Annotated in this window: 24 protein-coding genes; 12 read left to right on the forward strand and 12 right to left on the reverse strand. The window is 73.3% G+C overall.

Annotation, left to right across the window (positions count from 1 at the left end; genetic code table 11):
* Window positions 1-270 precede the first annotated feature (270 nt).
* The 3 genes from mgtE to WQ56_RS13920 are packed head-to-tail and all read left to right on the forward strand — an operon-like array spanning window position 271 to window position 3,132.
* On the forward strand, window positions 271-1,632 hold the full coding sequence (gene mgtE / locus WQ56_RS13910; protein ID WP_047137740.1) for a magnesium transporter: 1,362 nt from the start codon (window positions 271-273) through the stop codon (window positions 1,630-1,632).
* A gap of 12 nt (window positions 1,633-1,644) precedes the next feature.
* Window positions 1,645-2,277: a DUF1294 domain-containing protein gene (locus tag WQ56_RS13915; protein WP_047137741.1), complete on the forward strand. Its 633-nt coding sequence runs from the start codon at window positions 1,645-1,647 to the stop codon at window positions 2,275-2,277.
* Window positions 2,278-2,301: 24 nt separating this feature from the next.
* Entirely contained in the window at window positions 2,302-3,132 is an 831-nt protein-coding gene (locus tag WQ56_RS13920) for a prolyl oligopeptidase family serine peptidase (RefSeq protein WP_156170549.1), read from the forward strand.
* Window positions 3,133-3,144: 12 nt separating this feature from the next.
* Here the strand turns inward: WQ56_RS13920 and WQ56_RS13925 are convergent, their stop codons facing one another.
* From WQ56_RS13925 to WQ56_RS13940, 4 genes are all read right to left on the reverse strand, one after another.
* Complete coding sequence (locus tag WQ56_RS13925) at window positions 3,145-4,527, reverse strand: amino acid permease (protein WP_047137742.1); 1,383 nt, start codon at window positions 4,525-4,527, stop codon at window positions 3,145-3,147.
* 89 nt (window positions 4,528-4,616) lie between these two features.
* Window positions 4,617-5,564, reverse strand: a complete 948-nt coding sequence (locus tag WQ56_RS13930; protein WP_047137743.1) for an aspartate carbamoyltransferase catalytic subunit — start codon at window positions 5,562-5,564, stop codon at window positions 4,617-4,619.
* A gap of 222 nt (window positions 5,565-5,786) precedes the next feature.
* Entirely contained in the window at window positions 5,787-6,269 is a 483-nt protein-coding gene (ruvX, locus tag WQ56_RS13935; RefSeq protein ID WP_082132424.1) for a Holliday junction resolvase RuvX, read from the reverse strand.
* Entirely contained in the window at window positions 6,266-6,820 is a 555-nt protein-coding gene (locus WQ56_RS13940; protein WP_047137744.1) for a YqgE/AlgH family protein, read from the reverse strand. The genes ruvX and WQ56_RS13940 overlap by 4 nt, the downstream gene beginning before the upstream one ends.
* Window positions 6,821-6,936: 116 nt before the next feature.
* On the opposite strand from WQ56_RS13940, the gene WQ56_RS13945 reads away from it, so the two are divergent.
* On the forward strand, window positions 6,937-7,827 hold the full coding sequence (locus WQ56_RS13945; RefSeq protein WP_047137794.1) for a DUF72 domain-containing protein: 891 nt from the start codon (window positions 6,937-6,939) through the stop codon (window positions 7,825-7,827).
* Between the two features lie 15 nt (window positions 7,828-7,842).
* Here WQ56_RS13945 and WQ56_RS13950 read toward each other — a convergent pair whose 3' ends face one another.
* On the reverse strand, window positions 7,843-8,298 hold the full coding sequence (locus WQ56_RS13950) for a peptidylprolyl isomerase (protein WP_047137745.1): 456 nt from the start codon (window positions 8,296-8,298) through the stop codon (window positions 7,843-7,845).
* A gap of 107 nt (window positions 8,299-8,405) precedes the next feature.
* On the opposite strand from WQ56_RS13950, the gene WQ56_RS13955 reads away from it, so the two are divergent.
* Window positions 8,406-8,951, forward strand: a complete 546-nt coding sequence (locus WQ56_RS13955) for a DNA-3-methyladenine glycosylase I (RefSeq protein ID WP_047137746.1) — start codon at window positions 8,406-8,408, stop codon at window positions 8,949-8,951.
* Window positions 8,952-9,113: 162 nt separating this feature from the next.
* Here the strand turns inward: WQ56_RS13955 and WQ56_RS13960 are convergent, their stop codons facing one another.
* The 4 genes from WQ56_RS13960 to WQ56_RS13975 form a co-directional block, all read right to left on the reverse strand.
* The gene (locus WQ56_RS13960) at window positions 9,114-9,740 is read right to left on the reverse strand and encodes a superoxide dismutase (protein ID WP_047137747.1); all 627 of its coding nucleotides are present in this window, start codon (window positions 9,738-9,740) and stop codon (window positions 9,114-9,116) included.
* A gap of 152 nt (window positions 9,741-9,892) precedes the next feature.
* On the reverse strand, window positions 9,893-10,672 hold the full coding sequence (locus WQ56_RS13965; RefSeq protein WP_052773016.1) for a M48 family metallopeptidase: 780 nt from the start codon (window positions 10,670-10,672) through the stop codon (window positions 9,893-9,895).
* A gap of 112 nt (window positions 10,673-10,784) precedes the next feature.
* Window positions 10,785-11,915 (reverse strand): PilT/PilU family type 4a pilus ATPase, encoded by a 1,131-nt coding sequence (locus tag WQ56_RS13970; protein ID WP_047137748.1) that lies wholly within the window; start codon window positions 11,913-11,915, stop codon window positions 10,785-10,787.
* Window positions 11,916-12,045: 130 nt separating this feature from the next.
* On the reverse strand, window positions 12,046-13,083 hold the full coding sequence (locus WQ56_RS13975) for a type IV pilus twitching motility protein PilT (RefSeq protein WP_047137749.1): 1,038 nt from the start codon (window positions 13,081-13,083) through the stop codon (window positions 12,046-12,048).
* Window positions 13,084-13,247: 164 nt separating this feature from the next.
* Between WQ56_RS13975 and proC the strand changes: the two genes are divergently transcribed.
* Both proC and WQ56_RS13985 read left to right on the forward strand, forming a co-directional pair.
* Window positions 13,248-14,084: a pyrroline-5-carboxylate reductase gene (gene proC, locus WQ56_RS13980; protein WP_047137750.1), complete on the forward strand. Its 837-nt coding sequence runs from the start codon at window positions 13,248-13,250 to the stop codon at window positions 14,082-14,084.
* Window positions 14,077-14,544, forward strand: coding sequence for a DUF4426 domain-containing protein (locus tag WQ56_RS13985; protein ID WP_156170550.1), 468 nt, complete (start codon window positions 14,077-14,079; stop codon window positions 14,542-14,544). Before proC ends, WQ56_RS13985 begins: the two co-directional genes overlap by 8 nt.
* Window positions 14,545-14,599: 55 nt before the next feature.
* Here the strand turns inward: WQ56_RS13985 and WQ56_RS13990 are convergent, their stop codons facing one another.
* Complete coding sequence (locus WQ56_RS13990; RefSeq protein WP_047137752.1) at window positions 14,600-15,217, reverse strand: NAD(P)-dependent oxidoreductase; 618 nt, start codon at window positions 15,215-15,217, stop codon at window positions 14,600-14,602.
* Window positions 15,218-15,337: 120 nt separating this feature from the next.
* The gene (gene pdxH / locus WQ56_RS13995; protein WP_047137753.1) at window positions 15,338-15,946 is read right to left on the reverse strand and encodes a pyridoxamine 5'-phosphate oxidase; all 609 of its coding nucleotides are present in this window, start codon (window positions 15,944-15,946) and stop codon (window positions 15,338-15,340) included.
* Between the two features lie 90 nt (window positions 15,947-16,036).
* Here pdxH and WQ56_RS14000 point away from each other — a divergent pair, with 90 nt between their 5' ends.
* The 3 genes from WQ56_RS14000 (at window position 16,037) to aroB (ending at window position 18,606) form a co-directional block, all read left to right on the forward strand.
* The gene (locus WQ56_RS14000; protein ID WP_047137754.1) at window positions 16,037-16,840 is read left to right on the forward strand and encodes a kinase; all 804 of its coding nucleotides are present in this window, start codon (window positions 16,037-16,039) and stop codon (window positions 16,838-16,840) included.
* Between the two features lie 52 nt (window positions 16,841-16,892).
* A complete protein-coding gene (locus tag WQ56_RS14005; protein ID WP_047137755.1) occupies window positions 16,893-17,450 on the forward strand; it encodes a shikimate kinase in 558 nt (185 codons plus the stop codon).
* A gap of 61 nt (window positions 17,451-17,511) precedes the next feature.
* The gene (gene aroB / locus WQ56_RS14010) at window positions 17,512-18,606 is read left to right on the forward strand and encodes a 3-dehydroquinate synthase (RefSeq protein WP_047137756.1); all 1,095 of its coding nucleotides are present in this window, start codon (window positions 17,512-17,514) and stop codon (window positions 18,604-18,606) included.
* 26 nt (window positions 18,607-18,632) lie between these two features.
* Here aroB and WQ56_RS14015 read toward each other — a convergent pair whose 3' ends face one another.
* The gene (locus tag WQ56_RS14015; RefSeq protein ID WP_047137757.1) at window positions 18,633-19,337 is read right to left on the reverse strand and encodes a hypothetical protein; all 705 of its coding nucleotides are present in this window, start codon (window positions 19,335-19,337) and stop codon (window positions 18,633-18,635) included.
* 113 nt (window positions 19,338-19,450) lie between these two features.
* On the opposite strand from WQ56_RS14015, the gene WQ56_RS14020 reads away from it, so the two are divergent.
* On the forward strand, window positions 19,451-19,711 hold the full coding sequence (locus WQ56_RS14020; protein WP_047137758.1) for a WGR domain-containing protein: 261 nt from the start codon (window positions 19,451-19,453) through the stop codon (window positions 19,709-19,711).
* A 43-nt stretch (window positions 19,712-19,754) separates the two neighbouring features.
* On the forward strand, window positions 19,755-20,828 hold the full coding sequence (gene hemE, locus WQ56_RS14025; protein ID WP_047137759.1) for a uroporphyrinogen decarboxylase: 1,074 nt from the start codon (window positions 19,755-19,757) through the stop codon (window positions 20,826-20,828).
* The last annotated feature ends 167 nt before the right edge of the window (window positions 20,829-20,995 follow it).

Raw genomic sequence — 20,995 nt, forward strand, 5'->3', positions numbered from 1 at the left:
GGCGCGCGACCTGCGAGCTGCGAGCGGGCAACGCCGGCGTCGCTGGTCGCATTTGCCCTGATCACCGCCCGGCCGCCGCGCCCCGCAGGTTCCGTCGCGGCGCGACGACCGGCGAACGATCCGTCCCGGGCCGGCATGACTGTGGCGTGAGGTCGCCGGCGTCTTCCCGCCGCTCGACCGTTCCTATTCCGCAGCGCAGCGCGGATAATGGCCGGATGCACATCTGACCTGTCGCGCCGCCGTCCGTCGCGACGCGCAACGGAGCCGTCCATGGCCGAAGCCGTCCGCCACGACAAGACCGCGCGCCAGCTGCGCCTGCTCTCCGACGCCCTCGACAGCGGGCGGCTGGGGCCGGTGCGGCGCATGGTCAACACGCTGGCACCGGCCGAGATCGGCAACCTGCTCGAGTCGCTGCCGCACGACAAGCGCATCGTGGTCTGGGGCCTGGTCGATGCCGACGACGACGGCGAGGTGCTGGTGCACGTCGGCGACGAGGTCCGCGAGAGCCTGATCGCGGACATGGATCCCGACGAGCTGGTCGCCGCGGTCGAGGACCTCGACATCGACGACCTCGCCGATCTCGTCGAGGACCTGCCCGACGCGGTCATCGACACGCTGCTGCGTTCGATGGACCGCGAGAACCGCGAGCGGCTGGAGCAGGTGCTCTCGTATCCGGAGGACACCGCCGGCCGCCTGATGAACCCCGACGTGGTGACGGTGCGCGCCGACACCACCGTCGACGTGGTGCTGCGGTTCCTGCGCCTGCGCGGCGAACTGCCCGATCACACCGACCACCTGTACGTCGTCAACCGCCGCCACCAGCTGATCGGCTGGGTCGCGCTGCAGGACCTGGTGACCCGCGACCCCGGCACGCCGATCAACCGGCTGATCGACGACGAGCTCGACTCGATCCACGTCGACGAATCGGCCGACCAGGTCGCGCGCCAGTTCTCCGACAACGACTGGGTGTCCGCGCCGGTGGTCGACGACGGCAACGTGCTGCTGGGCCGCATCACCGTCGACGACGTCGTCGACATCATTCGCGAGCAGGCCGAGCACCAGGCGCTGGGCGCGGCCGGCCTGGACGAGGACGAGGACCTGTTCTCGCCGATCCGGCGCGCGGTGCGCGGCCGCGTCGTGTGGCTGGGCATCAACCTGCTGACCGCGTTCATGGCCGCGTTCGTCATCGGCCGCTTCGAGGCGACGATCGAGCAGGTCGTCGCGCTCGCGGTGCTGATGCCGATCGTCGCCGGCATCGGCGGCAACGCCGCGGTCCAGGTGCTCACGCTGATGGTGCGTGGCCTGGCGCTGGGCCAGGTCGGCGCCAGCAACGCGCGCATCCTGATGTGGAAGGAACTGCGCGTGGCGTTGATCAACGGCGTGCTGATCGGCACGCTGGTCGCGCTCGTGGCGCTGGTCTGGTTCCACGACTGGGTGCTGTCGATGGTGATCTTCACCGCGTTGGTCATCAACTTCTGCTCGGCGGCGACGGCCGGCGTGCTGCTGCCGCTGCTGCTCAAGCGCATGCGCGTCGATCCGGCGGTCGCCGGCACGGTCGTGGTCACCGCGGTGACCGACATCATGGGCTTCTTCAGTTTCCTCGGCCTGGCCACTGCGATCATGCTGCGCTGAGGGACGCCGGCCGTGTCCGAAGTCACGCAACCGGGACGGATCGCCAACTGGGACGACGCGCGCGGCTACGGCTTCGTCGAGCCGCTCGATCCCGCGGACGGTCCGCGCGCGTTCTTCCACATCCGCGACTACGACCAGGGCGGTCGACGGCCGGAGGTCGGCGAGGTCGTGCGCTACACGCGTTCGCGCCAGGCCGATGGCCGCTGGCGCGCCCGCCAGGTCGTGCGCGTCTCGCTAGCGGCCGCGCGCACCCGGCAGGCGCGCCATGCGCCGATTCCCGCCCGCGCCCCGGGTCGCGGGGGCCTGCTGGCGATGTCGTCGCTGATCGCAGCGTGGGCCGCCGCCCTGGCCTGGGGACTTGCCACCGGCCGGCTGCCCGTCGCACTGGCGCCGGCGCTCGCGGTCCTCAACCTGGTCACGTTCGCGGCGTACGCGATCGACAAGCGCGCCGCGCAGGCCGGCCGACGGCGCACGCCCGAGGCCCGGCTGCACCTGTTCGAACTGCTCGGCGGCTGGCCGGCCGCATGGCTCGGGCAGCGCCTGCTGCGGCACAAGAGTGCCAAGCCCGGCTACCGTGTCGCCTTCCGGGCGATGGTCGCGCTGCACCTGCTCGCCTTCGCCCTCGTCCTCTCGACCGCTCGCTGAGCGCGCCCTGCCCTGGAGATGTCCATGCCCCTGCCTCCCGACTCCGCCGCCCGCCGCCGCCTGCTGCGCGGCCTCGCGCTCGCCGGTGCCGGCGGCGCGGCCTGGCTCGCCGGCTGCCGCTCCCTGCCGCCCGGCGACGCCCCCGGCGGCTTCGTGCGCCGCGAGGTCGAGCTCGATGGGCGCCGCGTCGTCTACCAGGTGTTCGTGCCGTCGGCATCGCTGCCGCGGCCGCTGCCGGTGGTGCTGTTCCTGCACGGCTCGGGCGAGCGCGGCAGCGACGGCGACAAACAGACCCAGGCCGGCCTGGGGCCGTACGTGCGCGCGCACGCGGCGGACTTCCCGGCGCTGGTCGTGTTCCCGCAGTCGCCCGAGGGCGCGTCGTGGGAAGGCGACGTCGCGACGATGGCGCTGGCCGCGCTCGATGCCGCGAGCGCCGAGTTCGACGGCGATCCGCGCCGCACGTCGCTGACCGGCATGTCCCGTGGCGGCTACGGCACCTGGTCGCTGGCGCTGCGCGAACCGGGCCGGTTCGCCGCGCTGGTGCCCGTCTGCGGCGGCATCACCCCGCCCGGTACGCGTCCGGACCTCGACAGCCTGCAGGTCGAATCCACGCGCGATGCCGAGGACCCCTTCGATGCGGCGGCGCAGCAGCTGCGCGAGGTCCCGAGCTGGCTGTTCCACGGCGCCCGCGACGACGTGGTGCCGCCCGTGCAGTCGCAACGCATGCACGCGGCGCTGCAGCGCGTCGGCGCGGACGTGCGCTACACCGAGTTCCCGGACGCCAACCACAACAGCTGGGATGCGGCCTACCGCACGCGGGCGCTGTGGGACTGGCTGTTCGCGCAGCGGCGCTGAGGGACGCGGGCGCTACGGGACGCGACGGACGCCGCCGCGCAGGCGACGCGCCACCGCGCCGAGCGCGGCGACGACCGCGGCCAGCAGCACCATCGACAGGAACTGCGCGCGGGTGTCGGGGGACGCGACCAGCAGCGCGAAGATCAGCCCCAGGATCGCCAGCGCGCCCAGCGTCGGCAGCGGGAAGGCGCGCATGCGGTAGGGCAGCGCCGTGCCGGCGCGGTCGGCGCGCCGGCGCAGGATCAGCTGCGAGACCAACGCGATCGTCCAGACCAGCAGGCAGGTCGCGCCGACGATGTTGAGCAGCACCGGCAGCACCCGCTGCGGGTACAGCAGCTCGAGCCCCGCCGCAGCGAAGCCGAACGCGACGCTGGCCAGCACCGCGGCGACCGGCACCAGCCGACGGTCGCTGCGGCCGAGCACCGCCGGCGCCTCGCCGCGCCGGGCCAGCGACCAGATCATCCGCGACGCACCGTAGAGGTTGGCGTTGAGCGCCGACAGCAGCGCGATCACCGCGACCAGCGTGATCGCAGCCGCCGCGCCGGGGATGCGCGCCACCTCCAGCACGGCCGCGAACGGCGAGGCCAGCGCCGGGCTGTCCCAGGGCACCACCGCGACGATCACCGCGATCGAGCCCAGGTAGAACACCAGGATGCGCCAGGCGACGGTGCGGATCGCGCGCGCCAGGCTGCGCGCCGGATCGTCGGTCTCGGCGGCGGCGACGGCGACGATCTCGGTGCCGCCGAACGCGAACACCACCACCAGCAGCGCCGCGCCGACGCCCATCAGCCCGTTCGGGGCGAAGCCGCCGTCGGCGTACACACGTGCCAGTCCCGGCGACGCGACGCCGGGCAGCCAGCCCATCAGCAACGCGACGCCGACCGCGATGAAGGCCAGGATCGCGACGACCTTGAGGATCGCGAACCAGAACTCGAACTCGCCGAAATGGCGCACGCCCAGCAGGTTGATCGCGGTGAACGCGGCCATGAACGCCAGCGCCAGCCCGGGCACCGAGGCGCCGGGCCACAGCGTCGCCAGCAGGCCGGCCGCGCCGACCGCCTCGGCGGCGATGACGATCACCACCTGCAGCCACCACAGCCAGCCGACCGTCGCGCCGGCGGTCGCGCCCATCGCATCCTCGGCGTAGACGGAGAACGCACCGCTGGCCGGCTTGGCCGCGGCCATCTCGCCGAGCGCATGCATGACCACGATCACCAGCGCGCCGGCGATCAGGTAGGACAGCAGTACGGCCGGACCGGCGGCCTGGATGCCGACGCCCGAGCCCAGGAACAGGCCGGCGCCGATCGCGCTGCCCAGGCCCATCATCACCAGTTGGCGCGGCTTGAGCGCGTGCGCGGACGCGGCGGCCGGCCGTGCGGTGTCGGGATTGGGCATGCGGGAAGGCTGCATCGGGGCCGGCATCGGGCGAAAGCGGGGCACGATACCGGATTCGGGGCACCGGGACCGCCGGCGCCCGGCCCGGCTCAGGCCAGCAGCCGTTCCAGCGCCGCCATGCGCGCCGCGACGCCGTTGCGGACCTGGCGCAGCACCAGCGACTGCGGGCCGTCGGCGACGTCGTCGGCGATCTCCACGCCGCGGTTCATCGGGCCGGGATGCAGCACGATGGCGTCGGGCGCGGCCCGCCGCAGCCGCCGGGCGTCGAGCCCGTAGTCGCGGTGGTAGTCGTCGAGCGAGCCCACGAGTCCCTCCTCCATGCGCTCGCGCTGCAGCCGCAGCATCATCACCGCGTCGACGCCCTCGATCGCGGCGTCGAGGTCGTGCGAGACCGCGCAACCGGCCAGCGTGTCGGTGTCGGGCAGCAGCGCGGCCGGCCCGCAGACCCGGATCTCGCCGGCACCGAGCGTGCGCAGCGCCTGCAGGTCGCTGCGCGCGACGCGCGAATGCTTCACGTCGCCGACGATCGCCACGCGCAGGCGCGAAAAGTCCGTGCCCTTCGCCTGGCGCAACGTCAGCATGTCGAGCAGGCCCTGGGTCGGGTGCGCGCTGCGCCCGTCGCCGGCGTTGAGCAGGGCGGTGCCCGGCGCGGCCGCCTGCGCCAGCGCAGCGACCGCGCCGTCGGCGCTGTGGCGCACGACGAAGCCGCGCACGCCCATCGCTTCGATGTTGCGGAAGGTGTCGAGCGCGGTCTCGCCCTTGGTGGTCGACGAGGTCGACGCGTCGAAGCCGAGCACGTCGGCGCCGAGCCGCTGCGTCGCGCGCTGGAAGCTCAGCCGGGTCCGCGTCGAGGGTTCGAAGAACAGCGTGCAGACTGCGACGCCGGCCAGTCGTGCGTTGGTCTCGTCGCCGTCGAGGATCGCCTGGGCGCGGTCGAGCAGCGCCTCGAGCGTCGCGCGCGGCAGGCCGTCGAGGGTCAGCAGGTGGCGCAGGCGGCCGTCGGCGTCGAACTGCACGGAAGAGGCGGTCGGGGTCATCGCGATGGCGGGCAGCGGCGGAGTCCCGATTGTCCCGCACCCGGCCCTCGCGCGGGTAGCGCCCGGAGCTGGACTCGCCCTCACCTTCGGCGCCATGCAGCGCGCGTTTCCTGTAGGAGCGCGCCCGCGCGCGAACGCTTTCCCGGGGGCGCCTCTTCGCGCGCGAGCGCGCTCCTACGGGGGTGCCGCGCGGAAACCTGCACGGGCGAAGACCCGGCGGCCTCAGACCGGCGTGGCGTCGTCCGGCGCGGCGAGCCAGCGCTCGACGATGACCGCGGCGGCCACCGCGTCGAGGGCGGCCGCGTCGCGGCGGCGGCGCCGGCCTTCGGCGCGATCGGCCGCGAAACGGCGCGCGGCCTCGATCGAACTGGCGCGTTCGTCGACCAGTACCACCGGCAGCCGGAAGCGGGCGACGAGTTCGCGCGCGAACGCATGCGCGCGCACCCGGGCGGGCTGGTCGCCGCCGTCGAGCGTCAGCGGGTCGCCTACGATCATGCCGTCGGGGCGCCACTCCTTGTGCAGCCGCGCGATCGCCGGCCAGTCGATCTGCCCGCCGTGCACGTCGACGACCGCGAGCGCCCGCGCACCGTGGCCGAACGCGCTGCCCACGGCGACGCCGATGCGCCGTGTGCCGACGTCGAAACCGAGCACCGTGCCGTCGCGGCGGATCGCCGTGGCCGACGGGCCGGGCACGGCGTCGCTCACGCCCGGCCGCCGTGGCTGACGACCAGCGTCATGTCGACGCCGATGCGGCCCGCGGCCGCCTGCCAGCGCGCGTCCAGCGGCGTGTCGAACAGCAGCGGCGCGTCGGCGGGCACGGTCAGCCAGCTGTGCTGGGTCAGTTCCTGCTCGAGCTGCCCGGCCCCCCAGCCGGCGCAGCCCAGCGCGACGATCGCGTTGTCCGGCCCCTCGCCGACCGCCATCGCCTCGAGCACGTCGCGCGAGGTGGTCACGCTCAGGTCGCCGGCGATCGCCAGGCTCGAGTCCCAGCGCGCGGTGCCATCGTGCAGCACGAAGCCGCGCTCGGGATGCACCGGGCCGCCGGCGAGCACGCGGCGGTCGCGCAGACGCTGGTCGACCAGCACGATGCCCATCTGTTCGAACACCTCGCCCAGCGTGTATTCCGACGCCCGGTTGACGACCACGCCCATCGCGCCATCGGCGTCGTGCTGGCAGATCAGCGCGACCGAACGCGCGAAGTCGGGATCCTGCAGCGCCGGCAGCGCGACCAGCATGTGATTGGCGAAGAACGACATGGCGGCATTCTAGCCGCCCGCACCGCAGGCGACGCGTGCAGGCGCTGCAGGCCGGCCCGGTCGTCGCGCGCCGCCGTTTCACGGCCGCCGACCGCGGCGGCGGCGAGACTGCCGCCATGACGATCCGCATCGGTATCTCCGGCTGGCGCTACGCGCCCTGGCGAAGGGTCTTCTATCCCGAAGGCCTGGTCCAGCGCGACGAGCTGGCATTCGCGGCGCGGCGCTTCGGCACGATCGAGATCAACGGCTCGTTCTATTCGCTGCAATCGCCCAGGAGCTGGCGGGCCTGGCGCGACGCGACCCCGCCGGGATTCGTGTTCGCGGTGAAGGGACCGCGCCTGATCACACACATGAAGCGGCTGCGCGACGTGGAGACGCCGCTGGCGAACTTCCTCGCCTCCGGCGTGCTGGCGCTCGACGACCGCCTGGGCCCGCTGCTGTGGCAGCTGCCGCCCCAGCTCGCGTTCGACCCGGCGCGCATCGGCGCGTTCCTTCGGCTGCTGCCACGCGACACCGGGGCGGCCTTGGCGCTGGCGCGGCGGCGCGAGCCGGCGCTGATGAAGGGCCGCAGCGCACTGCCGCGGCTGCGCGAGCGGCCGATCCGGCACGCGCTCGAAGTCCGCCACGCCAGCTTCCAGACCCCGGAATTCGTCGCGATGCTGCGCGCGCACGGCGTCGGTCTGGTGGTGTCCGACAGCGCGGGGCGCCACCCGGTCACCGAGGACGTCACCGCCGACTTCGTCTACATCCGGCTGCACGGCGACACCGAGCTGTACACCAGCGGCTACGGCAAGGCCGCGCTGGACCGTTGGGCGCGCAGGATCGCCCGCTGGGCCGCCGGCGGCGAGCCGCGCGATGCCGCGCGCAGCGCGTCTCGGGCGCCGCGCGCGCCAGGCGGGCGCGACGTCTACTGCTACTTCGACAACGACGCCAAGGTGCACGCGCCGTTCGACGCGCAGGCACTGGCCGGGCGCCTGCGCCGACGTGGCGGGGCACGGCCGGGCTGAGCCGGCCGCACGCCGTCACAGGCCGAACTGGATCTCCTGCGGCGTCGCCACGCGCACGCCGACGACCTCGACCTCGGCGCGCAGCGTGCGCCCGGCCAGCGGATTGTTGCCGTCCACGGTGATGCTGTCGGCATCGAGCGCGGTCACGGTGACGTCCAGCGGCCCTTTCTCGGTCTGCGCGCGCAGCTTCTCGCCGACCGCCGGCACGACGCTGCCGGTGAACACGCTGCGCGGCAACCGCTGCACCAGGCCGTCGTGTCGCGGACCGAAGCCCGCCTCGGGCGGGATGTCCACCGTGAACGCGTCGCCTGCGCTGCGGCCTTCCAGCGCCTCCTCCAGGCCGCGGATGATCGACCCGCTGCCGTGCATGTAGACCAGCGGGTCGTGCCCCCGGGTGGTGGCGATCTGCGCGCCGGACGGATCCGACAGCGTGAAGTGGACCGTGGCGACGCGGCGGTGAGCGATTTCCATCGACGGTTCCTGCTGGGCGATGGCGCATGGTCGCGCGGCCCGTGTGAAGGGCGCAAGCGGCCCCGTTCCGCCTGGCGCCGGGCCGCCGGCCTGCCTATCCTTCGCGCATGAGCGGCTACTGCGACTCCGCGCCCGGCCATCCGCTGCACGGGCCCTACCACGCCACCGAGTACGGCTTCCCGCAACGCGAGGAGGCGGTGCTGTTCGAGCGCCTGCTGCTGGAGATCAACCAGGCCGGCCTGAGCTGGGAGACGGTGCTGCGCAAGCGTGCGGGCTTCCGCGCCGCCTACGACGGCTTCGACGTCGACGCCGTCGCCGGCTACGGCGATGCCGACCGCGCCCGGCTGATGGCCGACGCGGCAATCATCCGCAACCGGCTCAAGATCGACGCGGCGATCCACAACGCCCGGGTCGTGCAGCGCATGCGCGACACCCATGGCGGCTTCGCGGCGTGGCTGGACGCGCATGCGCACGAGGATGGCCGCCCGCGCGACAAGGCCTCGTGGGTGAAGCTGTTCAAGCGCACGTTCCGCTTCACCGGCGGCGAGATCACCGGCGAATTCTTGATGAGCCTGGGCTACCTGCCCGGCGCGCACCGGCCGGATTGCCCGGTGATGGACGACATCGCGCGGGCACGGCAGGCCGCGTGCTGACGACGCCGCGCGGACCGCGGTCCCAGCCCGTGCCCCCCTGTAGGAGCGCGCTCGCGCGCGCCTACGACGGGGAACGTCCCGTCCGACGGGAAGATGCATCGGCCCGAACGCATTCCGGCCGCTTGCGCGGCCGGAACGTTTGCGACACGGGGCGGTGCGGGCTCAGCCCTTGACCGCCGCCTGGTAGCGGCGCTCGACCTCGTTCCAGTCGACGACGTTGTAGAACGCGGCGATGTAGTCGGGGCGACGGTTCTGGTACTTGAGGTAGTACGCGTGCTCCCAGACGTCCAGGCCGAGGATCGGGGTGTTGCCCGAGCCCACGCCCTGCATCAGCGGGTTGTCCTGGTTGGCGCTGCTCTCGACCTTCAGCGTGCCGGCCTTGTCGACCGACAGCCAGGCCCAGCCGCTGCCGAAGCGGCTGATCGCGGCCTTCGTGAAGGCCTCCTTGAACGCGTCGAAGCCGCCGAGGTCGCTGTCGATGTGCTTGGCGACATCGCCGACCGGCGCGCCGCCGCCGTCGGGCGACATCACCGTCCAGAACAGCGAGTGATTGGCGTGGCCGCCGGCGTTGTTGCGCAGCGGGCCGCGCTTGTCCTCGGGCAGCTTGTCGAGGTTGGCCACCAGCTCCTCGACCGGGCGGTCGGCCCACTCGGTGCCTTCCAGCGCCGCGTTGGCGTTGTTGATGTAGGTCTGGTGGTGCTTGGTGTGATGGATCTCCATCGTCTTGGCGTCGATGTGCGGCTCGAGCGCGTCGTAGGCGTAGCCAAGTTCGGGAAGGGTGTAGGCCATCAGCGGAACTCCTCTGGATGAATGCGCCATTGTCCCCCGGCGGGGGTCAAACTGGCGACAAGGCGGGGCCACGATACGCGCAGCGCGCGACGCATCGCGACAACGCAGCGTTTCGCGGCGCGCCCCCGCACGCGCGGGGACACGCCGGGCGATCAGCGGATCTGCGCCTGGATGCGCTGTGCGCGCCGGGCCGGATCGGGATGGCTGGACAGCATGTCGGCCTTCGGGCCGCCGTCGTCGAGCTTCTGCAGCGCGGTCACGGCCGCCTGCGCGTTGAAGCCCCCGCGCTGCAGCAGCCCCAGGCCGTAGCCGTCGGACTCGAGTTCGTTGGACTGCGAATGCTGCGCCTTGACCACCTCCTCGACCACGCCGCCGAGCTCCGACGAGGCCAGCCGGCCTGCCGCGTTGTTGGTGCTGGCCACGCCCTTGCGCGCAGCCTGGGCGAGATAGGCGGTGCGGAAGCGCGCCTTGCTGTGGCCATGCTTGACGTGGCCGATCTCGTGGCCGATGACGAAGCGCAGTTCGTCGTCGTCCATCTTGTCCATCAGCCCGCTGAACACCCGGACCGAGCCGTCGGGCAGCGCGAAGGCGTTGATCTCCGGCGTGCGGTAGACCTTGAAGTTGAGGTCCAGCCCGGCGTCGTTCTCCCAGCCGGCGACCAGCTTGGCCAGCCGCTGCGCGTAGGGGTCGCTGTCGGGCGCGACGAGGTTCTCGGCGTCGTAGGCGGCCGCGGCCTCGGCGCCGAGCGTGGCGATGTCGGCGTCGTTGAGCGTCAGGCCCTTGACGACGTCGCTGCCGACGTCCAGCGCGGTCTGCGCCCGGCCGCCGCCCAGGCCCTTGAGGCGGTCGAGCGCGCTCTGCGCGTGCGCGGCGGAGACGGCCGCGGCCAGCAGCGAGACGGCCAGGACGCAGCGGGGAACGAAGTGATGCATGGGGCTTCCTTGTGAAGGGACACGGATCGGAGGGCGCGCGGATGGCCGCCGCGCCGCGGATTCTCGACGGCGGCGCGGGTGCCGATCAAGCGCCGCGTCGCCGGCAGCGGCGTCAGCGCGCCTCGGCGACCTCCACCCCGTCCAGCCCCTGCGCCAGCGTGCGCGCGTCGCCGCCCTGGGCGAGCTTGATGCGCAGCCGCACCTCGTTGGCCGAATCGGCGTAGCGCAGCGCGTCCTCGTAGGAGATCTCGCCGGCCTGGTAGAGCTCGAACAGCGACTGGTCGAAGGTCTTCATGCCCAGGTTGGTCGAGTCCTTCATGATCTCCTTGAGCTTGTGGATCTCGCCGTCGCGGATGTAGTCCTGCACCAGCGGCGTGCCGAGCAGGATCTCCATCGCAGCGCGCCGGCCCTTGCCGTCGGGCGTGGGGATCAGCTGCTGGGCGATGACGCCCTTGAGGTTGAGCGACAGGTCCATCAGCAGCTGGCCGCGCCGGTCCTCGGGGAAGAAGTTGATGATCCGGTCCATCGCCTGGTTGGCGTTGTTGGCGTGCAGCGTGCACAGCACCAGGTGTCCGGTCTCGGCGAACGCGATCGCGTGGTTCATGCCCTCGCGCGTGCGCACCTCGCCGATCATGATCACGTCCGGCGCCTGGCGCAGCGTGTTCTTCAGCGCGGCCTCCCAGCTGTCGGTGTCGATGCCGACCTCGCGCTGGGTGATGATGCAGCCGGCGTGCCGGTGCACGAACTCGATCGGGTCCTCGATCGTGATGATGTGCCCGGTCGAGTTCTGGTTGCGGTAGCCGATCATCGCGGCCAGCGACGTCGACTTGCCGGCGCCGGTGGCGCCGACCATGATCACGATGCCGCGCTTGGTCATCGCCAGCGTCTTGACCACCGGCGGCAGGTTCAGTTCCTCGATCGTCGGGATGTGGGTCTCGATCCGGCGCAGCACCATGCCGACCTGGTTGCGCTGGTAGAAGCACGAGATGCGGAACCGGCCCACGCCCGAGACGCCGATCGCGAAGTTGCACTCGTGCGTGCGCTCGAACTCCTCGCGCTGCGGCGGCGTCATCACGTTGAGCACCATGTCGCGCGCCTGCTGCGGCGTGAGCGGCGTCTGCGTGACCGGCGAGATCTTGCCGTGCACCTTGATCGACGGCGGCAGCCCGGCGGTGATGAACAGGTCCGACGCCCGCTGGTGGGCCATCAGCTTGAGGAACGAGGTGAAGTCGAGGCTGCTCACGAATGCTCCTTCGGAGCCGGGATTCGGGATTGGGGAGGCGGGATTCGCCATGGCGCATCCGTTCCGATCGCGAACCCTGGCCCTGTACCGAATCCCTAATCCCGAATTCCGAATCCCGGCGACTTTTCGATCATTCGAAAAGTCGCTTGTCCTTCGCGTATTCCTTCGCCTGCGCGCGGGCGACGACGCCGCGCTTGACGAGGTCCTGGAGGTGCTGGTCGAGGGTCATCATGCCCGACTGCTGGCCGGTCTGGATCGCCGAGTACATCTGCGCGACCTTGTCCTCGCGGATCAGGTTCCGGATCGCCGGCGTGCCGACCATGATTTCCCACGCCGCGGTGCGGCCGCCGCCGACCTTCTTGAGCAGCGCCTGGGAGATCACCGCGCGCAAGCTTTCGGACAGCATCGAGCGCACCATCGCCTTCTCCCCGGCCGGGAACACGTCGATGATGCGGTCGATGGTCTTGGCGGCCGAACTGGTGTGCAGCGTGCCGAACACCAGGTGGCCGGTCTCGGCGGCGGTCAGCGCCAGGCGGATCGTCTCCAGGTCGCGCAGCTCGCCGACGAGGATGTAGTCCGGGTCCTCGCGCAGCGCCGAGCGCAGCGCCTCGTTGAAGCCGTGGGTGTCGCGGTGGACCTCGCGCTGGTTGACCAGGCACTTGTGCGAGGTATGCACGAACTCGATCGGATCCTCGACCGAGAGGATGTGCGCGTATTCGTTCTTGTTGATGTGGTCGAGCATCGCCGCCAGCGTGGTCGACTTGCCCGAGCCGGTCGGCCCGGTCACCAGGATCAGTCCCTGCGGCTGGTCGATCAGTTGGCGGAAGATCGGCGGGCAGTTCAGGTCCTCGAGCGTCAGCACCTCGGACGGGATCGTGCGGAACACCGCGCCGGCGCCGCGGTTCTGGTTGAACGCGTTGACGCGGAAGCGCGCCAGCCCGGGAATCTCGAACGAGAAGTCGACCTCGAGGAACTCCTCGTAGTCGCGCCGCTGCTTGTCCGACATGATGTCGTAGATCAGCGCGTGGACCTGCTTGTGGTCGAGCGCGGGAATGTTGATGCGCCGCACGTCGCCGTCGACGCGGATCATCGGCGGCAGGCCAGCCGACAGGTGCAGGTCGGAGGCCTTGTTCTTGACCGAGAACGCCAGCAGTTCGGCGATGTCCATGAAGTCCCTCGTGGTGGTCCGGCGGCGCCGCAGGCCGGCGGCGGCTGGCGCCTCCCGGTGTCCGGCGGCAGTATAGACCCGCCGTCGCGCGCCCGACGCCGGCGCCCCATGCCGCGCCGGCGCGGCCGTCGGCACCGCCCCCTTTCCACCGATCCGGACCGCCCATGCCCCACGCTTCTCCTTCCGATGCCGCGACCGCCTTCATCGGCGGCGGCAACATGGCGCGCAGCCTGATCGGTGGCCTGCTGTCGCGCGGCGCCGACCCGCACACGGTCCGCGTCGCCGATCCCAACGCCCCGGCTCGGGACGCGCTCGCGCGCGACTTCGGGGTGGCGACGTTCGAGACCGCCGACGCGGCCGTCGACGGCGCCGGGACCTGGGTGCTGGCGACCAAGCCCCAGGTGCTGCGCGGTGTCTGCGAGGCCCTGGCGCCACGCGCGGCGCAGGCACGGCCGCTGGTGCTGTCGATCGCGGCCGGCATCACCGCCGCGCAGATCGAACGCTGGCTCGGCGGCGACGTCGCGGTCGTGCGCACGATGCCCAACACCCCCGCGCTGCTCGGCGCCGGCGTGACCGGGCTGTTCGCGAACGCACGCGTCGATGCGGCCGGACGTGCGCGCGCCGATGCGCTGCTGCGCAGCGCCGGCCCGACGGTCTGGATCGACGAGGAGGCGCGCATGGACGCGGTCACCGCGGTCTCGGGCAGCGGCCCGGCCTACATCTTCCTGCTCGCCGAGGCGATGGAGGCGGCGGCCGTCGCCCAGGGCCTGCCGGCCGCCGACGCGCGCACGCTGGTGCTGCAGACCGTGCTCGGTGCGGCGCGCATGCTCGTCGAGGGCGACGAGGCCCCGGAGGCGCTGCGCCGGCGCGTGACCTCGCCCGGCGGCACCACGCAGGCGGCGATCGAGACCTTCGAAGCCGGCGGCCTGCGCGCGCTGGTCGCCGAGGCGATCGCCAGCGCCGCGCGCCGCGGCGCCGAACTGTCGGCCGCCAATGACTGAGCGCCGCCTGCCGCTCGCGGCCGCGATGGCGCTGGCGCTCGCCGCCTGCGGCGCCGGCCCGGCCGCGCCGCCCGCCGGCGGTGACGACGGCGCCGTCGCGATGCCCGAACGCGCGCTGCTCGGCACCGCCGAGGTCGAGGCCAGCGTCGTGCCGACCGCGCGCATCGGCGAAGCCGCGGCGCGCCAGTACGGCATCGACCGCGCCGACGACCGGGTGCTGGTGCTGGTCAGCGTCCGCGCCGGCGACACCGCACCGGCGGTGACCGTCTCCGGCCACGCCCGCGACTTGCGCGGCGTGCGCCAGACGCTGGACTTCGCGCCGGTGACCGTCGACGGCCACGTCGACCACGTCGCGACCGCGCATGCGACCGGCCCCGACACACTGCGGCTGGAGATCGGCGTCGCGGGTGCGGACGGTGCCCGCACCACACTGCGCTTCAGCCGCGAAATCCCGCGCTGACGCCAGCCGCGCGGCGCCCGGGCGCCGCAGTCGTGCCGCGACGCCGGGTGATGCCTCAGTAGCCGACGCTGATGCGCCCGCGCGGGTGCGCGGGGCGCTCGATCTCGTCGGCGAAGGCGATGGCGTAGTCCTCCATCGAGATCGCACTGCGGCCCTGCGCATCGACCGGCAGGCTGTCGCTGCCGACACGGAACACGCCGGTGCGCTCGCCGGGCTCGAACACCGCGGCGGGCGAAACGAAGGTCCAGTCCAGGTCCTCGACCTCGCGCAGTGCCTGCAGGAACGTGCGCCCGGCGCCGGCCTCGGCGCGGTAGGCCTCGGGGAAATCGGGGGTGTCGATCAGCGCCACGCCCGGCGCGACCTCCAGGCTGCCGGCGCCGCCGACGACCAGCAGCCGGGGCACGCGGGCCGCGCGGACCGCGTCCACGACGACCTGCGCGGTCGGGCCGCCGTCGAAGCGGGTGGCGCTGACCACCGCGTCGTGGCCGGCCAGCAGCGGCGCGAGCGACTCGCTGCGCGAGGCGTCGGCGGACTGCAGGGTCAGGCCCGCCTGCGGCGGGACGTCGGCGGTGTTGCGGGCGATGCCGGTGACGCGGTGCCCGCGCGCGAGCAGCTCGCGTGCGATGCGCGACCCGGCCCGGCCGGTCGCGCCGAGGATGGCGATGCGCTGCATGGGGAATCTCGAAGGGTGGGGGACCGCCATGCTAGGTCGCGTGCCGGCGCGGCGGGATGACGGCCGCGCAAAGCAGCGTTCCGTCTCCGGACCGTCGCGGGACGCCCTCGGATGCGAGGTCTACGGGTACAGCATCCGCTTGCGGCACGCCCCGGTGGCATCGCACACATAGAGCCAGCGCTCGTGCAGCCGGTAGTCGGCGCCGTACCAGAACTCCATGCGGTCGGGACGCACGCGCAGCCCCGACCAGCGCGGCGGGCGCGGCACGTCGCGGCCGTCGAACTCGCGCGCGACCTCGTCGAGCCGCTGTTCGAACGTGGCGCGCCCGTCGAGTTCCTCCGACTGCCGCGACGCCCACGCGCCGAGCTGGCTGCCGCGCGGCCGCGAGGCGAAGTAGGCGTCGGCCTCGTCGTCCTCGACGATCACCACCGGCCCCTCGATCCGCACCTGCACGCCATGGCGCACGCGCGGCCAGTGGAACAGCAGCGCCGCCTGCGGGTTGTCCTGCAGTTCGCGGCCCTTGCGGCCGTCGAGATGGGTGTAGAACACGAAGCCGCGCTCGTCCCAGGCCTTGAGCAGCACGATGCGTGCCGACGGGCGCCCGTCGAGGGCGGCGGTGGCCACGGTCATCGCGGTGCGGTCGGGCTCGCCGGCCGCGCCGGCCTCCTCGAACAACGCGGCGAACGTGGACAGAGCTTCGGTCAGCAATGCGGCGCAGGGCGTGGTCATGCCCCGATCATCGCGCCGCCGCGCCGCGATGTCGAACCCCGGCCGGCGCGGTCGCCGCGGACGGGCACGGGCTCGGGGTATCGTGGCGCGATGGCCGATTCCCCACCCGCGCAGTGGCCCGCGGCGCTCGTCGCCGGCGTGCTCGACGATGCCCTGGGCCACGCCGCACGCGTGCTCGGCATCAGCGGGCTGCAGGGCACCGGCAAGTCGACGCTGGCCGCGCAGCTCGCCGATGCCGCCGCCGCGCGCGGCCTGCCGGTCGCGACGCTCTCGCTCGACGACCTCTACCTCGACCGCGATGCGCGCCGGACGCTGGCGCGCACCGTGCACCCGCTGCTGGCCACGCGCGGCCCGCCGGGGACGCACGAGGTCGCGCTGGGCTGCGCGCTGCTCGACACGCTGCGCGCCGGCGGCACGGCGCGGCTGCCCCGCTTCGACAAGCGCACCGACACCCGGCGGCCGGCCGCCGACGGACCGGTCGCCGGTCCGGTCGCGCTGACGATCTTCGAGGGCTGGTGCCTGGGCGCGAGACCCGAGCCGGCGGCCGCGCTGACCACGCCGATCAACGCGCTCGAACGCGACGAGGACCCGGACGGCACCTGGCGCCGCTGGTGCAACGCCGCGCTCGAACGCGACTACCCCGCGCTGTGGCGACGCGTGGACCGGCTGCTGTTCCTGCAGCCGCCGGGCTTCGACGTGGTGCCGGCCTGGCGCTGGCAGCAGGAGCAGGCCCTGCGGGCAGGCGCGCCCGGCGGCGGCATGACCCGCGCGCAGGTCGGGCGCTTCGTGCAGCACTACGAGCGCGTCAGCCGGCAGGCGTTGCGAACGTTGCCGGCGCTGGCCGACGTGGTGATCTCGCTGGACGCGCAGCGCCGACCGATCGCCCTACGGTGAGCCGGCGCACAGCGCGCGCCGGCGCCGTGCGCGCCGCTGCTAGGATTCGGCCATGCATTCCGCCCCCAACCTCGTGCTCGTCGGTCCGATGGGCGCCGGCAAGTCCTCGATCGGCCGCCGCCTGGCGGCCCGGTTCGGACTGGCGTTCGTCGACGTCGACCACGAGATCGAGGTCCGGACCGGTGCGACGATCGCCACGATCTTCGACTGCGAGGGCGAGGCGGGCTTCCGCGCGCGCGAGCAGGCGGCGCTGGCGGCGGTCCTCGAGGGCGAGCGCCGGATCGTCGCGACCGGCGGCGGCGCGGTGCTCGATGCCGACAACCGCCGGCGCATGCGCGCGCGCGGGTTCGTCGTCCACATGCACGCCGACGTCGAGACCCAGCTCGCCCGGCTCGCCCGCGACCGGGCGCGGCCGCTGATCGCCGGCGACGACCGGGCCGGCGTGCTGCATCGCCTGGCGCAGGCGCGGGCGCCGCTGTACGCCGAGGTCGCGCACCTGCGCTTCGACACCGGCGCCTATGGCTGCCCCGAGGCCGCCGCCGCGCTCGGCCACCTGGTCGAGACCCACTGGCGACCGCCGGGCGCGCCGCACGTCGCGGCCCCCGCGTGAACGCGCGCCCCGTCCTCCCCCACCCCTGCGCCGCTCGCGGCGCACGATGAGAAGTCCGTCCATGTCCCCTACCCATCGCGAGGTCGCCGTGTCCGGCGACCGTCCCTATGCCATCCACATCGGTCCGGCGCTGCTCGACGACGGCGCGCTGCTCGCGCGGCACGTGCGCGGCGGCGAGGCGATGCTGATCAGCGACCGCCACGTCGCCCCGCTCTACGCCGACCGGGTCGCCGACGCGCTGCAGGCCGCGCGGCCCGGCCTGCGCGTGCACCGGCACGTGCGGCCGGCCGGCGAGTCGGCGAAGACCCTGGCCCACTTCGCCCAGGTCGTCGACGCGCTGGCGCAGGCGCGGCTGCGCCGCGACGCGACGCTGTTCGCGCTGGGCGGCGGCGTCATCGGCGACCTGGCCGGCTTCGCCGCCGCGTGCTGGATGCGCGGCATCGACTGCGTGCAGCTGCCGACGACATTGCTGGCGATGGTCGATTCGTCGGTCGGCGGCAAGACCGCGGTCGACCTGCCGCAGGGCAAGAACCTGGTCGGCGCGTTCCATCCGCCCTGCGCGGTGATCGCCGACACCGCGGCGCTGCGCACGCTGCCCGCGCGCGAGCTGCGCGCCGGCCTGGCCGAGGTGGTGAAGTACGGCGCGATCGCCGACGCACCGTTCCTCGACTGGCTCGACGCGCACGCCGCGGCGCTGCTCGCCATGGACGAGGCCGCGCTGGCCGAGGCGGTCGCGCGCAGTTGCGCGCACAAGACGGCGATCGTCGCGCGCGACCCGTTCGAGCACGGCGAACGCGCGCTGCTCAACCTCGGCCACACGTTCGGCCACGCGATCGAGACCGAGCAGGGCTACGACGGGCTCAACCACGGCGAGGCGGTCGCCGTCGGCATGGTGCTCGCCGCGCGCCTGTCCGAGGCGCTGGGCCTGTCGCGGGCCGACGACACGGCGCGCCTGGTCGCGCTGCTGACGCGGCTCGAACTGCCGGTCGCACTGCCGGAGGGCCTCGATCCCGAGCGCCTGCTGGCGCACATGCGGCTCGACAAGAAGGCCCAGGCCGGCGGCCTGCGCTTCGTGGTCTGGCGCGGCCCGGGACGCGCGGAGGTCCTGGCCGACGTGCCCGAGAGCGCGGTGATCGGCGTGCTGCGCGCGGGCTGACGCACGCGCCTCCGCAGCGCCGGACGCTAGCGCGGCTCGGCGTCGTGGCCCGAGGCGCCCAGGCCGGCACCGAATCCCGCGCCCGCACCCATGCCCATGCCGGCGCCCATGCCGCCGCCCCCCGCGCCGCCTCCACCGCCACCGCCCCGGCCGCCCTCGCCGCCCGCGCGCCGGCCGCCGCCCTCGGTGCGCAGCGGGCCCTGGCCGGGGATCGCGAGCCCGTCGGGCACCGGGTCGAGGTCGAGCGCCTGGCGGATGAAGGCGCGCAGCGACACCACCAGCGCGGCGGTGTGTACGGCGCGGCCGGCGACCATGTCGCTGGCCGCACGGGCGGCCAGCCGCACCTGGTCCTCGGTGCCCAGCAGGATCACGTCCGACAGCGCCGCCTCGACCGCGTCGCGGATGCGCCGCGACCGCTCCGAGCCCGTCCCCTCGCCCTGCGCGGCCTCGTCGCCGGACGCGCCGGCAGCCGCGTCGCGCGCGCGCAGGCGCAGCTGCCGCAGGTGGGTCGGATCGACCGACAACTCGCCGGTGAACGAACCGCCGAGCGTCTTGTAGGCGGCGATCAGCGTCTTGAGCCGCTCGTTGATCTGCCGGTTCTCGCGCTCGCGCCGGCGCTGGATCGTCTGCATGACCAGTAGGCGGATGCCCACGACCACCAGCGACACCAGCACCAGGCCGAACAGCGTCGAGAGCGCGGCGTTCCACGAACTCAGGTCGAGATTGCGCATCGCACGGGCCCGTCCGAAGGAAGACACGCCCGATGCTAGGCGACGCGATGCCGATGCGCCGTCGACGCCGCGCGCCCACCCGCCACACGCACCTGCCCGTACAATGCCGCCCCATGCGACTGCTGCTGCAACAACCGGCCCAGGGCCACGAGGCCGCGCGTTTCGTCCAGCTGATGCTGCAGCCCGACCTGCTCGGCGGCTGGACGCTCGTGCGCGAGTCGGGCCAGATCGGCGGTCGCAGCCAGCTGCGCAGCCAGCAGTACGCCGACGAACCCAGCGCGATCGGCGCGCTCGAACGGGCGCGCGACGCGCAGCTCCGGCGTGGTTTCCAGCTGGTCCGGACGCAGGCGGCGCAGATGCCGCCGTCCCCCTGATGCCCGCGCGGCGAACGCCGACGCACCGAGAAGGAAGATCGCCTTGTCCGCACCCCTGAAGAACGACCGCTTCCTGCGCGCGCTGCGCCGCGAACCCGTGGACCGCACGCCGGTCTGGCTGATGCGTCAGGCCGGGCGCTACCTGCCCGAGTACCGCGAGACCCGCCGCCAGGCCGGCAGCTTCCTGGGCATGGCCAAGCAGCCGGAGATCGCCTGCGAGGTCACGCTGCAGCCGCTGCGGCGCTTCCCGCTCGATGCGGCGATCCTGTTCTCCGACATCCTGACCATCCCCGACGCGATGGGCCTGGAGTTGTACTTCGTCGAGGGCGAGGGCCCGAAGTTTCGTCACCCGGTGCGCGACGCCGCGGCGATCGCCCGGCTCGGCGTGCCGGACATGGAGACCGAGCTGCGCTACGTGATGGACGCGGTGCGGCTGATCCGCCGCGAGCTCGACGGCGCGGTGCCGCTGATCGGCTTCTCCGGCAGCCCGTGGACGCTGGCCTGCTACATGGTCGAGGGCGGCGGCAGCAAGGACTTCGCACGCATCAAGGCGATGGCGCTCAACGACCCGCAGGCGCTGCACGCGCTGCTGTCGGTGAATACCGACGCGGTGATCGCGTACCTGGCCGCGCAGCGCGCCGCGGGCGCGCAGGCGCTGCAGGTGTTCGACACCTGGGGCGGCGTGCTGTCGCCGGCGATGTACCGCGAGTTCTCGCTGCCGTACCTGGCGCGCATCGCGCAGGCACTCGAGCGCGGCGACGGCACCGACCGCGCGCCGCTGATCCTGTTCGGCAAGGGCACCGCGGCCTATCTCGAGGATCTCGCGCAGACCGGCGCCGACGGCGTCGGCGTGGACTGGCTGATCGAGCTCGGCGATGCCGCGCGCCGCACCGGCGGCCGCGTCGCGCTGCAGGGCAACCTCGATCCGGCGACGCTGTACGGCACGCCCGACGCGATCCGCCGTGAGGTCCGGCGCGCGCTCGACAGCTACGCCGCCGGCAACCACGGCTCGCGCGACGGCCACGTCTTCAACCTCGGCCACGGCATGTCGCCGGACATGAACCCGGACCACGTCGCCGTGCTCGTCGACGAGGTGCACACCTACAGCGCGCGCTGACGGCGGCTGCAGGCGGGCCCCCGAGGTCCCGCCTGCGACGCGCTCGCGTGAGAACCGGCGATCCCGGGAAAGCCCTCGCGCGCGAGCGCGCTCCTACGGCGAAGCCGTCAGCCGGCGCGAACTCCCTGTAGGAGCGCGCTCGCGCGCGATAGCGTCACCAGGAAATC

Source organism: Luteimonas sp. FCS-9, from assembly GCF_001014645.1.
Taxonomy (GTDB): domain Bacteria; phylum Pseudomonadota; class Gammaproteobacteria; order Xanthomonadales; family Xanthomonadaceae; genus Luteimonas.

Bases quoted from the DNA above. Each gene is read 5' to 3' on its own strand.
- mgtE (WP_047137740.1), top strand. From the start codon at position 271: ATGGCCGAAGCCGTCCGCCACGACAAGACCGCGCGCCAGCTGCGCCTG.
- WQ56_RS13920 (WP_156170549.1), top strand. From the start codon at position 2,302: ATGCCCCTGCCTCCCGACTCCGCCGCCCGCCGCCGCCTGCTGCGCGGC.
- WQ56_RS13925 (WP_047137742.1), bottom strand. From the start codon at position 4,527: ATGCCCAATCCCGACACCGCACGGCCGGCCGCCGCGTCCGCGCACGCG.
- WQ56_RS13930 (WP_047137743.1), bottom strand. From the start codon at position 5,564: ATGACCCCGACCGCCTCTTCCGTGCAGTTCGACGCCGACGGCCGCCTG.
- WQ56_RS13940 (WP_047137744.1), bottom strand. From the start codon at position 6,820: ATGTCGTTCTTCGCCAATCACATGCTGGTCGCGCTGCCGGCGCTGCAG.
- WQ56_RS13945 (WP_047137794.1), top strand. From the start codon at position 6,937: ATGACGATCCGCATCGGTATCTCCGGCTGGCGCTACGCGCCCTGGCGA.
- WQ56_RS13950 (WP_047137745.1), bottom strand. From the start codon at position 8,298: ATGGAAATCGCTCACCGCCGCGTCGCCACGGTCCACTTCACGCTGTCG.
- WQ56_RS13955 (WP_047137746.1), top strand. From the start codon at position 8,406: ATGAGCGGCTACTGCGACTCCGCGCCCGGCCATCCGCTGCACGGGCCC.
- WQ56_RS13960 (WP_047137747.1), bottom strand. From the start codon at position 9,740: ATGGCCTACACCCTTCCCGAACTTGGCTACGCCTACGACGCGCTCGAG.
- WQ56_RS13965 (WP_052773016.1), bottom strand. From the start codon at position 10,672: ATGCATCACTTCGTTCCCCGCTGCGTCCTGGCCGTCTCGCTGCTGGCC.
- WQ56_RS13975 (WP_047137749.1), bottom strand. From the start codon at position 13,083: ATGGACATCGCCGAACTGCTGGCGTTCTCGGTCAAGAACAAGGCCTCC.
- proC (WP_047137750.1), top strand. From the start codon at position 13,248: ATGCCCCACGCTTCTCCTTCCGATGCCGCGACCGCCTTCATCGGCGGC.
- WQ56_RS13985 (WP_156170550.1), top strand. From the start codon at position 14,077: ATGACTGAGCGCCGCCTGCCGCTCGCGGCCGCGATGGCGCTGGCGCTC.
- WQ56_RS13990 (WP_047137752.1), bottom strand. From the start codon at position 15,217: ATGCAGCGCATCGCCATCCTCGGCGCGACCGGCCGGGCCGGGTCGCGC.
- pdxH (WP_047137753.1), bottom strand. From the start codon at position 15,946: ATGACCACGCCCTGCGCCGCATTGCTGACCGAAGCTCTGTCCACGTTC.
- WQ56_RS14000 (WP_047137754.1), top strand. From the start codon at position 16,037: ATGGCCGATTCCCCACCCGCGCAGTGGCCCGCGGCGCTCGTCGCCGGC.
- WQ56_RS14005 (WP_047137755.1), top strand. From the start codon at position 16,893: ATGCATTCCGCCCCCAACCTCGTGCTCGTCGGTCCGATGGGCGCCGGC.
- aroB (WP_047137756.1), top strand. From the start codon at position 17,512: ATGTCCCCTACCCATCGCGAGGTCGCCGTGTCCGGCGACCGTCCCTAT.
- WQ56_RS14015 (WP_047137757.1), bottom strand. From the start codon at position 19,337: ATGCGCAATCTCGACCTGAGTTCGTGGAACGCCGCGCTCTCGACGCTG.
- WQ56_RS14020 (WP_047137758.1), top strand. From the start codon at position 19,451: ATGCGACTGCTGCTGCAACAACCGGCCCAGGGCCACGAGGCCGCGCGT.